The organism is Pantoea sp. 22096 (assembly GCF_052045955.1).
Lineage (GTDB): Bacteria > Pseudomonadota > Gammaproteobacteria > Enterobacterales > Enterobacteriaceae > Pantoea > Pantoea alfalfae.
The window spans coordinates 1,570,206-1,586,178 of sequence record NZ_JBQEPW010000001.1 but is presented as its reverse complement, the minus strand read 5'-3'; the positions used below and the strand labels follow the sequence as shown (position 1 = coordinate 1,586,178).

General features: G+C 55.9%; 14 protein-coding genes. 9 read left to right on the top strand and 5 right to left on the bottom strand.

The window, feature by feature from the left end:
* Positions 1–63: 63 nt before the first annotated feature.
* The 3 genes from ACTJKZ_RS07420 to ACTJKZ_RS07410 form a co-directional block, all read right to left on the bottom strand.
* A complete protein-coding gene (locus tag ACTJKZ_RS07420; RefSeq protein WP_161733837.1) occupies positions 64–324 on the bottom strand; it encodes a biofilm/acid-resistance regulator YmgB/AriR in 261 nt (86 codons plus the stop codon).
* A gap of 394 nt (positions 325–718) precedes the next feature.
* Positions 719–1,126 (bottom strand): DUF2000 domain-containing protein, encoded by a 408-nt coding sequence (locus ACTJKZ_RS07415; RefSeq protein WP_161733835.1) that lies wholly within the window; start codon positions 1,124–1,126, stop codon positions 719–721.
* A 41-nt stretch (positions 1,127–1,167) separates the two neighbouring features.
* Positions 1,168–2,016 (bottom strand): AraC family transcriptional regulator, encoded by an 849-nt coding sequence (locus ACTJKZ_RS07410; protein WP_440829415.1) that lies wholly within the window; start codon positions 2,014–2,016, stop codon positions 1,168–1,170.
* A gap of 145 nt (positions 2,017–2,161) precedes the next feature.
* Here ACTJKZ_RS07410 and ACTJKZ_RS07405 point away from each other — a divergent pair, with 145 nt between their 5' ends.
* The 6 genes from ACTJKZ_RS07405 to ACTJKZ_RS07380 all read left to right on the top strand — a co-directional run bounded on the left by ACTJKZ_RS07405 (position 2,162) and on the right by ACTJKZ_RS07380 (position 7,519).
* The gene (locus ACTJKZ_RS07405) at positions 2,162–2,593 is read left to right on the top strand and encodes a MarR family winged helix-turn-helix transcriptional regulator (RefSeq protein WP_013357394.1); all 432 of its coding nucleotides are present in this window, start codon (positions 2,162–2,164) and stop codon (positions 2,591–2,593) included.
* A 2-nt stretch (positions 2,594–2,595) separates the two neighbouring features.
* Positions 2,596–4,281 carry an MFS transporter gene (locus ACTJKZ_RS07400; protein WP_161733831.1) on the top strand — a complete coding sequence of 562 codons (1,686 nt, stop codon included), beginning with the start codon at positions 2,596–2,598 and terminating at the stop codon, positions 4,279–4,281.
* Positions 4,278–5,372, top strand: a complete 1,095-nt coding sequence (locus tag ACTJKZ_RS07395; RefSeq protein WP_161733829.1) for an HlyD family secretion protein — start codon at positions 4,278–4,280, stop codon at positions 5,370–5,372. Before ACTJKZ_RS07400 ends, ACTJKZ_RS07395 begins: the two co-directional genes overlap by 4 nt.
* Entirely contained in the window at positions 5,369–6,754 is a 1,386-nt protein-coding gene (locus tag ACTJKZ_RS07390) for an efflux transporter outer membrane subunit (RefSeq protein WP_202604933.1), read from the top strand. Before ACTJKZ_RS07395 ends, ACTJKZ_RS07390 begins: the two co-directional genes overlap by 4 nt.
* Before the next feature lie 407 nt (positions 6,755–7,161).
* On the top strand, positions 7,162–7,305 hold the full coding sequence (locus tag ACTJKZ_RS07385; protein WP_010246429.1) for a hypothetical protein: 144 nt from the start codon (positions 7,162–7,164) through the stop codon (positions 7,303–7,305).
* A gap of 40 nt (positions 7,306–7,345) precedes the next feature.
* Positions 7,346–7,519, top strand: coding sequence for a hypothetical protein (locus ACTJKZ_RS07380; RefSeq protein ID WP_253421566.1), 174 nt, complete (start codon positions 7,346–7,348; stop codon positions 7,517–7,519).
* Here the strand turns inward: ACTJKZ_RS07380 and ACTJKZ_RS07375 are convergent.
* On the bottom strand, positions 7,486–8,670 hold the full coding sequence (locus tag ACTJKZ_RS07375; protein ID WP_253421569.1) for a beta-glucosidase: 1,185 nt from the start codon (positions 8,668–8,670) through the stop codon (positions 7,486–7,488). The two genes, ACTJKZ_RS07380 and ACTJKZ_RS07375, sit on opposite strands and share 34 nt — an antisense overlap.
* Positions 8,671–8,824: 154 nt before the next feature.
* On the opposite strand from ACTJKZ_RS07375, the gene ACTJKZ_RS07370 reads away from it, so the two are divergent.
* Positions 8,825–10,285, top strand: a complete 1,461-nt coding sequence (locus ACTJKZ_RS07370; RefSeq protein WP_161733825.1) for a phospholipase D family protein — start codon at positions 8,825–8,827, stop codon at positions 10,283–10,285.
* A gap of 191 nt (positions 10,286–10,476) precedes the next feature.
* Here the strand turns inward: ACTJKZ_RS07370 and mdoC are convergent, their stop codons facing one another.
* Positions 10,477–11,601, bottom strand: coding sequence for a glucans biosynthesis protein MdoC (gene mdoC, locus ACTJKZ_RS07365; RefSeq protein ID WP_161733823.1), 1,125 nt, complete (start codon positions 11,599–11,601; stop codon positions 10,477–10,479).
* Positions 11,602–11,869: 268 nt separating this feature from the next.
* Between mdoC and ACTJKZ_RS07360 the strand changes: the two genes are divergently transcribed.
* Together ACTJKZ_RS07360 and mdoH are read left to right on the top strand one after the other, a co-directional pair.
* Positions 11,870–13,405 (top strand): glucan biosynthesis protein G, encoded by a 1,536-nt coding sequence (locus ACTJKZ_RS07360; RefSeq protein WP_190285891.1) that lies wholly within the window; start codon positions 11,870–11,872, stop codon positions 13,403–13,405.
* The gene (mdoH, locus tag ACTJKZ_RS07355) at positions 13,398–15,950 is read left to right on the top strand and encodes a glucans biosynthesis glucosyltransferase MdoH (RefSeq protein WP_161733821.1); all 2,553 of its coding nucleotides are present in this window, start codon (positions 13,398–13,400) and stop codon (positions 15,948–15,950) included. Before ACTJKZ_RS07360 ends, mdoH begins: the two co-directional genes overlap by 8 nt.
* Positions 15,951–15,973: the final 23 nt, after the last annotated feature.

Below are 15,973 nucleotides of genomic sequence, written 5' to 3'. Positions count from 1 at the left end.
TAGTACCGGGCGACTGGCGAAGATGCCAGAAAAAGGGGTATGACTCCCTCCATGGAGTCGCGATTACAGTGAAAAATCGTCCGGGGTTTTATGGACTACCAGGTCAAGCAGCTGCCGGTAGATGTCCAGCATCTCCCTGTCGCTTTCCAGTTCCAGCCGGTGAATAAGCTTTGAGATAATGGCTTTATTACTCACTGGCATGCCTGACTGCAAAATTTCTGCAACAAGGATACCCAGCATTTCCATCTCGCTGGCTGGCTTATTGGCAGCAGGATTAAAGTAATCAGCAATTTCCTGATTGGTCCGGGGAAGAATAGTTTGCATGTGTAAGCCCTTCAGAACAGCCCGATTCCGGTTCGGATGTCAGGACAAAATCGATCAAAAAAACCATCACATGGACAGATGCGATGGTGCCAGCTGCAAAGACTGAACAGATAAAAAATAACCTCTGAAGGTGGAAATCCACTGACACCTTCAGAGGCGACGCAAGTGCATCATTCGTTACAGAGTCGCATGACAACTCATGGCAGTAAACTTATACAATGAAGGGTAATTTGTACAATCAGAACCTTTGATAAAAAGTGCTATTATTCACTTATCAGTCGCTTATAAGGATTAATCCGAATCAAAATCTGTACAAATAACCTATACAAACGACGGGGCCGGCTGATGGAATGGGAGAGTCAAGGGAAACAGCAGTCTGCTTCCTGTTGAAAAACTAACTGAAAAGCGCCAGTTTTGCCGTCAGCTTTCGCAGCGCTTTCTTATCGCCAACGATAGCAAGTCCAGACAGACGCCAATGCTGACGCAGTTGTTGCCGTAGTACGTCACCCAGCGCCTGATAATCGGTGGTGCTCTGACCCGCTTCGGGAAACAGCACCAGATCGTACTCCGCCTGTTCGCACTGTTCCCGCAAAACACTGAGCTGTTCGTCGGTGGCGGCCAGGACCGGAATGCCGGTAGTAATCAAACCGGGAGAAGGGCGCATCTCTGCGTCCGTCAGCGCGTTGCCAACCAGCATCGGATGACGCTGTCCCAGGGTTAAGGCGATTACGGCGGCGGCGTTGGTTGCTTTGCCTGGCGGCAGAGCGGCATTGAGTATCATTACACATCGTTTGTCCTGCATAGCGCTTCTCCTGTCTGAAAAAACGCATTGTGGCAAGTGGCTTAACCCAGGTCTGGAAGATTTGTGCAGGCGTGCTGATAACGGGCGGGGGAGAGCTGGCAGGCGCGCTTAAACCAGCGGCCCAGATGACTCTGATCGGCGAAACCCAGCGCAGCGGCTACATCGGCGACAGGCTGGCCCTGCGCCAGCTGGCGTCGTGCCTGGCTCAGTCGCCACTGCACCAGCCAGGCGTGGGGCGGCAAACCCCAGTGCGTCTGAAACAGGCGCGACAGCCGGAAGCGATCTGTCTGAAGATGCTGTGCCATCTGCGCTACCCCGGGATTATCCGCATGATGGGCAATCAGCCAGTCACGCGCCTGCAGCGCCAGCCGGGCATCTTTGTCTATGGGCTGTGCGGGCAGTGACCAATGCCGGTGCGGGGTGAGCTGACCAAACATCCGGTCCATCGCTGCCTCTTTGATGATGGCAGGATGGTTGTGCCACAGCGCATCAAATGCGTGCCAGACGGCATACGCCAGCGGGCGGTCATCGCGCAGCGTGGCGGCAAACCGCAGCTCACGCGGTGAGGGGGCATCAGCCTGATCAGGGGCGAGGTGGCGGGCAATCTGCTGTGGAGAAAGATAGAGCATCCGGTAGGTGAAACCGCTGTCATTGATGGCATCCCCATCATGCAGCTCCTCCGGCTCCAGCATAAAGACCGTTCCGGGACGACTCTGATGCTGTTTGCGTCGCGAATGAAACTGCTGTACACCTTGCTCGGTCACGCCAATCAGATAACTGTCGTGCCAGTGCGGATCATAGGCGTGACCGGTAAAATGGGCGCGCAGAGCCTCGATACCACTGACGGCGTCGCGATGCAGATCGATCCAGTTTGCTGATGCCTGTTGCATGTTGTCTGGCTCCCGGTTGCGGCCTCTGGACATTCTGCCGCGATCCACTAATTTTTAACAGGCCGGACGCTTTTCAATCGTGTTTCGCTTTGCGTATAATAACGCTTCCACTCAATTAGAACTCTTACTATTAGGCTGCTAACATTTGTCTCAGCACACGCGTACCTTTACCCATTTACTGCATCTGACCGCTCATGCCTGGCGGCTGGCGGTGGATCGTCACCTCAAAGATAGCGGCTTAAGCATGAGCAGCTGGATGGCTATCGGGCTGATTGCCAGCGAACCGCAACGCATGACCCAGACCGAACTGGCTCAGTTGCTGGGGCTGGAAGATGCCAGCATGGTGCCGCTGGTGGATCGGCTGGTCAAACAGTCACTGCTGACGCGGGTACAACCGCCGGAAGATCGTCGTAAACGCCACCTGGTGCTGACCGAAAAGGGCAACGAAGCGTTTGCTAAAGTGAAAACCGAAGCTGATGCACTCCGTACTGAAATGCTGGCCGATATTGATCCGCAGGATCTGGCCGTCACCGAACGTGTACTGCAACAACTGCTGAGCCGTATGGGAAGTATGTAGCAGTGGCAAAGCGAAATCCCTACGCTGTCCGCGAGTGGTTGCCGCATGAAAAACCGATGCTGCCGGGTTCGCCCTCGACCCCGCTGCATCCGATGCCAAAACGTCTGGCGTTTGGTCTGATCGGCTTACTGATCTCGTTGACTGGTGCGCTAAGTAACGCGCTGGTCACGGCAAATCTGGTTAATCTGCAGGGCACCTTTGGGGCCTGGTCGAATGAGATTGCCTGGCTGCCTGCGGTCTACGTAATGGGTAATATCTCGATCAACCTGCTGCTGGTGAAGTTCCGTCAGCAGTTTGGCCTGCGTGTCTTTACCGAAGCGTTTCTGGTGCTCTATGTGCTGGTGGCGTTCTTTCATCTGTTCGCCAACGACCTCAGCTCGGCGATCGTTGTGCGCACGGCCCATGGTATGGTGGCTGCGGCGCTCAGCTCGCTGGGTATTTACTACCAGGTACAGGCCTGGCCCGCGAAACACAGGCTGAAAGCGCTGGTGATAGGCCTGACGGTCTCGCAGCTGGCTATCCCGCTGGCCCGCTTATTCTCGTCGGAACTACTGCAGCTCAACGAGTGGCGCGGTCTCTATCTGTTTGAACTCGGTCTGGCGCTGATTGCGCTCGGTGGGGTCCTGCTGGTGAAACTGCCTCCGGGCGATCGCATTAAAACTTTTGAGAAGATGGACTTCGTCACCTTTATCCTGCTGGCGCCCGGCATGGCGCTGTTGTGCGGTGTATTGACGCTGGGGCGTATTGAGTGGTGGTTTACCACGCCCTGGCTCGGTATCTGTACCGCGATTGCCCTGACGCTAATTGTCGCGGCGATCGTCATTGAGCATAACCGGCGCAACCCGCTGATTAATACCCGCTGGCTCAGCAGCGGCATGATGGTGCGGCTGGGCATTGTGATGATCATGATCCGTATTGTGCTGGCGGAACAGAACACCGGTGCGGTCGGCTTTTTGCAGCAAATCGGCCTGCAGAACGATCAGATGCGCGGTCTGGCATTGGCAATCATGGCCGGGGTTATCGCGGGCATTGCTGCCAGTGCGCTGACCATCAAGCCTGCACATCTTAACTGGCCAATTGTCACCTCGCTGCTGGTGATGATTATCGCCTCACTGATGGATGCGCAATCCAGTCCGCTGACCCGTGGCCCCGAGATGTATTTCAGCCAGTTTCTGCTGGGTTTCAGCAGCGCTTTTTTCATGGCACCCGCCATGCTGATGGGCATTGGCAGCGTGGTTACGCAGCCGAAAAATCTGGTGAGCTTTGTGGTGCTGTTTGGCATGAGTCAGAACCTGGGCGGGCTGATCGGCTCGGCGATTCTGGGCACGTTTCAGGTCTGGCGGGAAAAATATCACTCCAGCCTGCTGGGCGATCAGCTCTCATTGCTCGATCCCAATGTTACCGAGCGACTCAGCCAGTACAATGCGCTGTTTAATTCGCTGGTGGGTGACGACGTTCTGCGCAGTGCGCAGAGCACCAGCCAGTTACAGACGGTTGCCACGCTGCAGGCCAATGTGCTCGCCTGGAACGACACTTATTTGTTAACCGCGGCACTGGCGTTGATTACGCTGATGTGGGTGATCTGGCGTTTAACCCGACGTCGCTATCTTGACTGGCGTCAGGCGCAATTTAACCTGCGTGAGCAGCAACAGCTGGCCGCGTTACAGGAATCAACGGAGAAACAATGAGTCAGCAGGATGAGCTTCAGGCGGCGGAACGCGAGCGCGCGAATCGCCGCCGTATTCTTTCTATTGCCGCAGGCAGCGGCATTGTGGTGATTGGCGTACTGGTTATTCTCTACGCCTGGCAACTCTGGCCCTTCACCAGCGCTATACAAAGTACCGAAAACGCCTATGTGCGCGGTCAGGTCACCTTTATCAGCCCGCAGGTTAATGGCTATCTCACTTCGGTAGAAGTGATTGACCTGCAGCCGGTGAAAAAAGGGCAGCTGCTGATGACGATTGACGACCGTATCTATCGCCAGCGGGTGCATCAGGCGCAGGCGCAGCTGGCGATGAAGCAGGCGGCACTCAACAATAATCTGCAGCAGCGGCGCAGTGCCGAAGCTACTATCCAGAGCAACAAAGCGGCGCTGGAGAATGCTAAAGCCCAGGCGCTGAAAAGCGGCTTTGACCTGAAGCGCGTTGAAAATCTTACGGCAGATGGATCGCTGTCAGTGCGTGAGCGCGACGCCGCCCGAGCCGCAGACGCCCAGGCGCAGGCGCAGGTACGTCAGGCTGCGGCGCAGATCGCCGTCGCCCAGCAGAATCTGCAAACCGTCATCGTTAACCGTGATGCGCTGGAAGGCGATGTCGACAGCGCACGCGCTGCGCTGGAGCTGGCGGAGATCGATCTGGCAAATACCCGCATTACCGCGCCCGATGATGGCCAGCTCGGTCAGCTGTCGGTTCGCACCGGTGCCTATGTCACGGCAGGTACGCGCCTGACCTCGGTGGTCCCGAATCACAAATGGATTATCGCGAATCTGAAAGAGACCCAGCTGGCCCATATTCGTCCCGGCCTGCCGGTGACAATTCGGGTCGATGCACTGGATGGCAAACGCTTTAACGGGCAGGTGGAATTTATCTCACCGGCCGCCGGTTCGGAGTTCAGCGCCATTTCGCCCGACAACGCTACCGGCAACTTCGTTAAAATCGCACAGCGTATTCCGGTTCGCATCCGCATCCACGATCAGGATATGCATCAGTTGCGTCCGGGGATGTCGGTCGAAGTTAACATCGACACCGCTGCTCAGCCCACTGCTGAGGCCGCGCCATGATACGACGCGGCTTACTGGTCAGCGCGCTGACGCTGGCACTGACAGGCTGCGCCACGCAGGTTGAAAAGGCACCGGCCTCTCTGCCGATCCCCGAAGCCTGGCGCAACAGTGTCGGGCCAGCGGCTGCGCCGGAAGCAGAGTGGTGGCGCGCGTTTCATGATGAATACCTCAACCGGCTGGTGACGCAGGCGTTGCGCAATAATCCCGATATTCTCACAGCGCGATCCCGCGTTGATCAGTATCGTGCTCAGCTACGCGCCACGCAGGGCGATAACTTTCCGACTCTGAGCGCCGGGGTTGCTGCGACCCGCGAACGTACGCTCTCATCAGTGACGGGCCAGCCGTATGAAACTGATGTTTTTCAGGGCTTATTACAGGCGAACTATGAGGTCGATCTCTGGGGAGCGCGCAGCAGTAGCATTTCGGCCGCACAGGCGACTTTAGCGGCGCAGCAGGCCGCCGCATCTGCGGCCGAGCTGACCATCGCCAGTTCGGTGGCGTCAGGATATCTTAACCTCTGTGCGCTGGATGAGCAGTTGCGGGTGACGGAGGCGACGCTGGCGACCCGCAACAATTCGCTGAAGCTGGCACAGCGTCAGTTTGAAACCGGCTATACCTCCAGACTGGAGTGGATGCAGGCCGCCTCGGAATATCAGTCAGCCAGAGCGCAGATGCCGCAGCTGCAGCATCAGATCACCCAGCAGGAGAATGCGCTAAGCATTCTGGTGGGCATGAATCCGCGCAGCATCGCCCGTCGTCAGCAGTTCGACCAGATCTTACCGCAGCAGATGCCGTCACTGCTGCCCTCAGAGCTGCTCAATCGCCGTCCGGACATTGTGCAGGCACAGCGTCAGTTACTGGCCGCAGATGGGAGCCTGGCATCGTCGCGGGCGAAGCTGTTGCCTGGTCTGAACCTCACCGCCACCGGCACCCTGCAGAGTTCGGTGCTACATCAGCTGGCGGATGACCCGTTCCGGTTGTGGAGCGTGGGGGGCAGCATCCTCGCACCGCTGCTGAACCGTGAAGCGCTGACGGCGCAGGTGGATGTCTCCATGGCGACACGCAATCAGGCACTTTATGGCTATGAAAAAGTGGTGCGCAACGCCTTCTCGGAAGTTAACGATGCGATAGACGCTATCAGGCAGCGTGAGGCACAACTTCAGGAGCTGCAAAAGCAGGAGGCCTATGTAACGGAGGCGCTGCGCATTGCCCGCAATCGCTATCAGAACGGGTACGCCTCTTATCTTGATGAACTGGATGCCCAGCGAACTCTGTTTTCAACCCAGCTCAATCGGGTGACGGTTAAAAATAATCTGCTGCTGGCGCAGATCGACCTCTACCGCGCGCTGGGCGGTGGCTGGACTCCCGCTGCCACACCGTAATTGCCCTGGCCGCTCAGTAATGTGCGCGCGGTTGCCATGATCTGTCGGCAGACGTTTTGAGTATAAAGATTGCCAGCAAATTGCCGACAAATCAGATGACCCGCTATTGCTGAACCGCAGAATAAACTTCTACTGTGAAAGCCTGATGCGGCGCTTATAAAGGCTTTCAGGCACGCACTCTTTAACACCAGCGGGAGCAACCCAACGAACGCCGGCTTCACACCGATAACGAAAAGAGTGCAGGGATGAAACTCGCTTACTCACAGGTCGACTGACAGGCTCGGGTTCCATGATTTCACGAGCCGGTTTATTTTCCGGACGAAAGAACCGGACGATAATCCGCCTTTCATTTACACTGTCACCTGCCGCATCACGTCCGGCGCCCCCCTATTTTTTACAGGATAGTTATGTCTTTGCCCTTGCCGCCCGACGATCACGATGAGCCAATTCGCCAGTCACTTGACGATGCGCACTTTGCGATAGTGGTGCTTGCGGTGACCTCGGTAACGCTTATAATCTTTGTGCTGATGATTACGCTCTGGATGAGCTGACGCACACAGGGGCTCCAACGGACTGAATAAGGAGAAGGCGATGGACTCCGGAGATGATAAATTAATCGCAATTATCGGTTTACTGGCTGCCTGCCTGATCGGAGTGACGTTCCTGTTTACGATGGTCTGGCTGACCGACGTTCGTCATCCTGCCGACCCCACGCTCGACGTTCAGTCGTGTCACCCCAAAAAGCTACCGTCTGAGCATGTCTGATTACGCGTCGCAAACTTAATCTGCTGACTGCGCAACACCAGCGCTAACGCCTCATGCAGGTTTCGGTTGCCATTAGGATCGGCGAGTCCCAGCAGCGGACCTGGCGACCGCCGGTCATCGGCCCAGGCGGGATATTCCACCACCGGATAGAGCGAAATACCCTCCACCGCAATGCCCTGATCCAGCGCCACCGCCACATTTTCACTGATTTCCTGCAGCCAGGGCGCACGTGCGTCACCTTCTGCGCCGGTTTCGGCAATCAGCATCGGCCGCTGGTAGCGCTGCCAGCACTGCGCCAGCATAATATGCAGCGGCTCGCGCACCGGATCATCCTGTGACATCGGTTGATCGGGGAAAAACCAGTGGTTGTCGGGATAGTAGTTCAGGCCGAGAATATCCAGGCAATCTTCACTGCCGCCTAACTCCTTATCAACGCGACCGGCCAGCATATCCCAGGCTTCGAACTGCGCCTGATGCTGTGCATCGGCATAGGGTTTGCTGTCCGGGTTATCGGGATGATGGGCAATCTGAACCAGCGGGTCGGTCAGGACAAAACGTGCCTCCGGATAGATGTCGCGAATGGCATGAATGGCTGCCAGCGAGGCGCGGACCAACTGGCGCTTCAGCTCTTTACCACGCTGCGCCGCATGAGGATTAAACCAGGCGACATCTGCACCAGCCCATGACCAGAATGATATTTGATTCACCGGCGTAAAGAAGGGGCGTTCAATGCCCTGGTCGCACATCAGTTGCGCCATTGCGCGGGCGAACCGGCTAAAGTGATCAACAAATTCGGCTTTCCAGATATTAAGATGATCGGGATAACCGAAGTGCGCCAGCTCCCAGATGATCTCCATCTGCTGACGTCGTGCGGCGTCAATCATGGGCAGAAAGCTCTGCCAGTCATACTGACCTGGAATCTTTTCAATCAGATGCCAGCGCGCACCGTCACGGGCGGTATGCAGATGCTGCTCAGCCAGTGCGGCATAATCTTTTTCCAGCAGCATATCGTGTCCGCTGCTGATCACCATATCCAGCCGTTTCCCTGGCGTACGGCAGGCAGTGGAGCAGGGAAAACTGCCCTGGAAAAAGCTGCGGAACAGGCTGGGATGGTAGCGCTGGCGGGCATCTGTAAGGGATTGATGGGACATATTCCTCTCCTGCCGGACAAATGCCGGTCACAGATCGTCCGGTTAAGTCTAGACTAAAAAACGCCCGTGACCGCTCATTCAATCGGGCAGAGGTATGGCGTCAGACGCCGGGCCGGGGAATAATAAAAATAACTGCATTTTACAGGGAATTTTCATGACCGAAGCGTTTGAGCTCTCGCAGCGATCAGAACAGACCAGCTGGCTGGAAACACGGCTGGAGCCTCAGTGCCAGCGCCACCCAGGGCTGAGCGGTGTCCATCAGTTGAGCGACGGGCTGGATGCCTTTGCTGCCCGTTATCTGCTGATGCAGAAAGCGGAGCGGTCACTCGATATTCAGTATTACATCTGGCAAAACGATCTCTCTGGCCGGCTGCTGTTCAGCGCCGTACTGGAGGCAGCCCGACGCGGCGTAAAGGTACGGCTGTTGCTGGATGATAATAATACGCCGGGCCTGGACGAGACGCTGGCCCAGCTTAATCGCCATCCCAATATTGAGGTCCGGCTGTTTAACCCATTCTCGTTTCGCACCCTGCGAGCGCTGGGCTATCTCACCGATTTTGCCCGTCTGAACCGCCGCATGCACAACAAGAGCTTTACGGTGGATGGCGTGACGACCGTGGTTGGCGGGCGCAATGTCGGCGACGAATATTTCGGCACCGGTAATGAACCGCTGTTTGCCGATCTCGACGTGATGGCGATTGGCCCGGTGGTGAAAGAGGTGGCAGAGGATTTTGAGCGCTACTGGCACAGTAAGCCGGTGTCCCCGCTGCAGAAGGTGCTGGATGATGAGGCGCCGGATGAGGACAGTGTGAGTCTGCCAGCAGAATGGCGTCACAGTGAGCCGGTTCAGCGCTATCTGAAGCGACTGGAAAATTCATCCCTGCTGCAGGAGCTGGAAGAGGGGACGCTGGCGCTGACCTGGGCAAAAGCACGCCTGCTGAGTGACGATCCGCGTAAAGGGCTGGGTAAAGCGCGCGCCAGAAGCCTGCTGCCGCAGCGGATGCTGGAGGTCATTGGCACGCCGCAGGAGCAGTTCGATATCATCTCTGCCTACTTTGTGCCAACCCGTGCAGGCGTCGCCCAGTTGCTGGCGCTGAAGCGCAAAGGGGTGAAAATTGCCATTCTGACCAACTCGCTGGCGGCCAACGATGTGTCGATTGTTCATGCCGGTTACGCCAAATGGCGCAAGAAATTGCTGCGCCATGGCATTGCGCTCTATGAGCTAAAACCACAGGCGAACGTCCCTGAAGCCCCGCACGATCGGGGATTAACCGGTAACTCTGGCTCCAGCCTGCATGCCAAAACCTTTTCGGTGGATCAACAGACGCTGTTTATCGGCTCGTTTAACTTCGATCCCCGTTCAGCGGTGCTGAATACGGAAATGGGACTGGTGATTGAGAGTGCGGCGCTGGCCGGAGAAACGCATCAGCGCTTCAGTCAGTCGATGCGCGATCGGGCATGGACGCTGCGGCTGGATAAGTGGGGACGGGTAAACTGGCTGGAGTATCCGGATGAGCCGCAGCAGATCGTGCATAAACACGAGCCGGGCTGCTCCTGGTGGCAACGGCTGCAGGTGCGGTTAGTGTGGCGACTGCCGATTGAATGGCTGCTGTAAGCTGTAACTTACCTGGGTACAGGCTCTGGCTCAGAAAGCATACGCCTTCCGCAAAGACGCAAAACCCGCCATCCCTGGCGGGCTCAGCGCGGGCCGTACCTGGCCCGCTATGCTTTGCTGCGGGCGTATGCGCCCATCGCTGTTGAACTCTTTAGCTGTCTGCGGCTAAAACCATAAATGGCTGAACCATCTTATTTACGCTCAAACTTCCCCGAGAACAGGAACCGCAGCAGCGGGATGCGCAGGTGAATCTCATACAGCAGAAATGCGATGCCAAACACCATCAACAGGCCAACGAAGAAGCCCAGCGTGTTGTTTTCGATGCGCGGCGTGACATAAATGCCATACAGCAGCGTCAGCGGATGGTGCACCAGATAGATAAACAGTGATGCATTGACCAGATACATGATGCGCGGTGAATGCGCGTTAAGCAGTTTGTGACCAAAGCAGAAGCAGACGTTCAGCATGCAAAGTCCCATTAGCGTCGTGATGATTGCATCCAGCTCATATAACCAGCCATCGCCGCTGCTCAGACGCTGATTGGTACAGTAGGCGACAAACATCAACACCGCGCCAATCCACATCACGGGATTAAACCGCACAAACAGCTGCTTCAGTGGTGGATGCTTCCACGCCAGCGCCCCAAGCATAAAGAACGGCAGATAGAAAAGTGTCTGCATCACGATGATATTGAACAAACCATCCATCAGCCAGGCGGGCTGGAACAGAAACACCAGACGGCGAAACACGCACCAGACCAGCGCCCACGCCAGTACGCCAGCGGTCAGTGCACCCCAGCCAACCCGCGTGTAATCAATGGTGCGATGCTGATCGCGCAACCAGCGGAACGTCACCATGCCCAGCGTGGTCAGCATCACCAGTACTACCAGGAACCACAGGTGTGAAATCAGTTCCCACATCAGGTTATTAAATTTCTCATACGGCGTGAAACGAGGCCAGTCAGCCAGCTTATCTGTCCACGCTTTCAGCATGAAAAATTGCGGCAGCGTGAGCAGTGGAACGGCGGTGAGAAGCGGTATCCCCACGCGTTCCAGACGCACCTTCAGGAAACGTCGTGGCTGATAGCGCAGATACAGCATGTAGGAGAAGTAGCCCGAGATGACAAAAAAGACCTGCATACGAAACGCATGAATAAAATCATTCAGCAGCGTCAGCCATAATGAGGCCTCCTGGCTGTTTACTGCCCATTTCTGTGCTGAGTAGATGAGGGAAACGTGAAACGGCACCCCCAGTAACATCAGATACGCGCGGATGGAGTCGAGGAAGTATTCACGTTCAGGTTTTACAGTACTCATAAAGTTCCAGTTCGTTAGTACGTTTGGCCAGTTTCACCCTGAAACCGGATTATGCTCGGGCAAAATTCTACCTGGGATAAACCGGGTATACTATCAGTGGAATCCGTAGTGTCTAATTGTCCTAAAAGTAGCGTTAAGCCTGACGAAATGCGGGAACAATGTTGCGCATAAGCTGTCGGAAAACCGAATAATCCTTTAAGATAAACGGGTTTGATTTAAGCACACGAAAGGGGGGGATGTGCTGACTAAAGAAAAAAATAAAGCCGGACTGATGAAGGTACGCTGGATTGGTACTGCAGTTCTGCTGGCGTTGTACGCTAATAACAGTTGGGCGTTTAATATCGATGATGTTGCAAAACAAGCCAAAGCGTTGGCAGGGAAAAGCTTCGAAGCGCCTAAAAGCAATTTACCCTCTCAATTTCGTGAAATGAAATTTGCTGATTATCAGCAGATCCAGTTTAACCACGATAAAGCGTATTGGGGCAAACTGCGCACGCCATTCAAGCTGGAGTTCTATCATCAGGGCATGTACTTCGATACCCCGGTGCAGATTAACGAAGTGACCGCCAGCGCGGTGCGCGAGATTAAATACAACCCCGATTATTTTAATTTCGGTAATGTAAAACATGACGCGGATGCGGTGAAAAACCTCGGTTTTGCCGGTTTCAAAGTCCTTTATCCACTGAACAACAAGGGTAAAAACGATGAAATCGCCAGCTTCCTGGGTGCCAGCTACTTCCGGGTGATCGGTGCCGGTCAGGTTTATGGCCTGTCGGCGCGTGGACTGGCCATTGATACGGCGCTGCCGTCCGGTGAAGAGTTCCCGCGTTTCAAAGAGTTCTGGATTCAGCGTCCTAAACCACAGGACAAACAGCTGGTGATCTATGCACTGCTCGATTCGCCGCGCGCGGCGGGTGCGTATCGCTTTGTGCTGCATCCGGGTGAGGCGTCAACCGTTGATGTGCAGTCAAAAGTTTACCTGCGTGATAACGTTGGCAAACTGGGTATTGCGCCGCTGACCAGTATGTTCCTGTTCGGGCAGAACCAGCCATCTACGGTGAACAACTTCCGTCCGGCTCTGCACGACTCTGACGGTCTCTCCATCCACAATGGCAACGGGGAGTGGATTTGGCGTCCGCTGAATAACCCGCGTCATCTGGCGGTGAGCACCTATACTATCGAGAATCCAAAAGGCTTTGGTCTGCTGCAGCGCGGGCGTGACTTTAACAACTATCAGGATCTTGATGACCGCTATGATCTGCGTCCAAGCGGCTGGGTTGAGCCAATCGGCGACTGGGGTAAAGGCCGGGTCGAACTGGTTGAAATCCCGACGGCCGACGAAACCAACGACAACATCGTTGCGTTCTGGACGCCAGAGACGCTGCCAGAGCCTGGCAAAGAGATGAACTTCAAATATCGTCTGCACTTCTCACGCGATGAAAACCAGCTGCACTCCGACGATACGGCCTGGGTCAAAAACACCCTCCGTTCAGCGGGTGACGTGAAGCAGTCTAATCTCGTGCGTCAGCCGGATGGCACCGTGGCTTTCACCATCGACTTCGTGGGTAAAGACATGAGTAAGATGGCGGAAAACAGCCAGGTGGCACCGCAGGTCAGCGTCGGCAAAAATGCTGATGTGGTCGAGCAGAGCGTACGTTATAACCCGGTCACCAAAGGCTGGCGTCTGGTGTTGCGTCTGCGTGTAAAAGATGCCAAACAGTCCACCGAAATGCGTGCGGCCCTGGTCAGCGGCGACAAGACATTGACGGAAACCTGGAGCTATCAGTTACCTGCCAATGAATAAATCCACTTTTACACCTCAACGTTATGTGGAATCTCTGCCGCTGGATGCGGCAGGGAAGGCCCGCCTGAGCGTCTCATTGCAGAATGCCAGCGAGTTCCACTTCATCCATGATGCGCTGGGCAGGGATGTCGCAGCCAGTGATCGTCCCGACGATGCGCCGTTAAAATCGGTCTCATCGCGGGTCGAAATGGCCTGGCCCGATTCGCTGGCCGACGGCCAGCAGTTGGGTAAAGATTATCTCGACCGTACCACGCTGAAAGCGATGCCGAAGGTTAAACGCTCACTGATGTTCCCGGAAGCCTGGCGTACCAACCCGGTTGCCCGTGCCTGGGACTCACTGCGTGGTCACAAATCGGTGCCGCGTTATGCCAATGCGGAAGAGCAGCGTGCCGAAGAGAAGTGGCGTCATGTCGGTTCGATTCGCCGCTATATCCTGCTGATCCTGACCATTTTCCAGACCGTGGTCGCCACCTGGTACATGAAAAGTATTCTGCCCTATCAGGGCTGGACGCTGCTGGACCCGATGGAGATGATCAATCAGAACTGGCAGCAGTCAGTGATGCAGATCCTGCCCTATGTGTTGCAGACCGGCATCCTGTTCCTGTTCGCTATCCTGTTCTGCTGGGTTTCAGCCGGTTTCTGGACCGCCCTGATGGGCTTCCTGCAACTCTTGATTGGCCGTGACAAATACAGTATTTCGTACTCAACGGTCGGAGATGAGCCGCTTAATCCGGAACATCGTACCGCGCTGATTATGCCGATCTGTAATGAAGACGTTGAGCGTGTCTATGCGGGTCTGCGTGCAACCTGGGAGTCTGTGGTTCGCACCGGTAACGCTGAACATTTCGATGTCTACATCCTCAGTGACAGCTACGATGCGGATATCGCCATTGCCGAGCAGAAAGCCTGGATGGAACTGGTGCGGGATGTTGGCGGGGCGGGCAAGATCTTCTATCGCCGTCGTCGTCGTCGTGTGAAGCGTAAAAGCGGTAACATCGATGACTTCTGCCGTCGCTGGGGCAGCAACTACAGCTACATGGTCGTACTGGATGCCGATAGCGTCATGAGCGGTGAGTGTCTGACCGGTCTGGTGCGCATGATGGATGCGAATCCGAATGCCGGTATCATCCAGTCGTCGCCGAAAGCCTCGGGTATGGATACGCTCTATGCGCGCTGTCAGCAGTTCGCAACCCGCGTCTACGGTCCGTTGTTTACTGCCGGTCTGCACTTCTGGCAGTTGGGCGAGTCTCACTACTGGGGTCACAACGCCATTATCCGCGTGAAACCCTTTATTGAGCACTGTGCGCTGGCCCCGTTACCGGGTGAAGGCTCTTTTGCCGGTTCAATCATGTCACATGACTTCGTTGAAGCCGCGCTGATGCGTCGTGCCGGCTGGGGCGTCTGGATTGCCTATGACCTGCCGGGTTCCTATGAAGAGCTGCCACCGAACCTGCTGGATGAGCTGAAGCGTGACCGTCGATGGTGTCACGGCAACCTGATGAACTTCCGCCTGTTCCTGGTAAAAGGGATGCACCCGGTTCACCGTGCGGTGTTCCTGACCGGCGTCATGTCTTACCTGTCGGCTCCGCTGTGGTTTATGTTCCTGGCGCTCTCCACTGCCTTACAGGTGGTGCATACGTTGATGGAACCGACCTACTTCCTGCAACCGCGGCAGCTGTTCCCGGTCTGGCCGCAGTGGCGTCCTGAGCTGGCGATAGCGCTCTTCTCGACCACGATGGTGCTGCTATTCCTGCCAAAGATGCTGAGTGTGGTGTTGATCTGGTTTAAAGGATCGAAAGCCTACGGTGGGCCGCTGCGCCTGCTGGCATCACTGGTGCTGGAAACGCTGTTCTCGGTGCTGCTGGCACCGGTGCGCATGCTGTTCCATACGGTGTTTGTGGTCAGTGCCTTCCTGGGCTGGGAAGTGGTCTGGAACTCACCGCAGCGTGATGACGATGCCACGCCGTGGAGCGAGGCGTTTAAACGTCACGGTTCGCAGATGGCATTGGGTCTGGTATGGGCAATTGGTATGGGACTGCTGGATCTCAACTTCCTGTGGTGGCTGGCTCCTATTGTTTTCTCACTGATCCTGTCGCCGTTTGTTTCGGTGATGTCGAGCCGCGCAACATTGGGCCTTAAGAGCAAGAAAGCCAAACTGTTTCTGATCCCGGAAGAGTACTCGCCGCCGCAGGAGCTGGTCGATACCGATCGCTATGTGCTGCTGAACCGCGAACGTGCGCTGGAAAATGGCTTTATGCATGCCCTGTTCCATCCCGCCTTTAACGCGCTGGCAACGGCACTGGCGACATCACGTCATAAGCAGAGTCAGTTACTGGACTATGCCCGTGATCGACGTGTAGATCAGGCGCTGAGCGATGCTCCGGACAAACTGGGTCGCGAGCAGCGTTTGCAGTTGATCAGCGATCCGGTGGTGCTGGCCCGTGTTCATACCCGACTGTGGGAAAATGCGGACAAGTATCATCAGTGGGTAGAGAGTTATCAGAAACTCACGCTTAACCCTCACGCGCTGGCAAAAAACGCGTAATCTGAAAAAGCGGCAGCGATGCC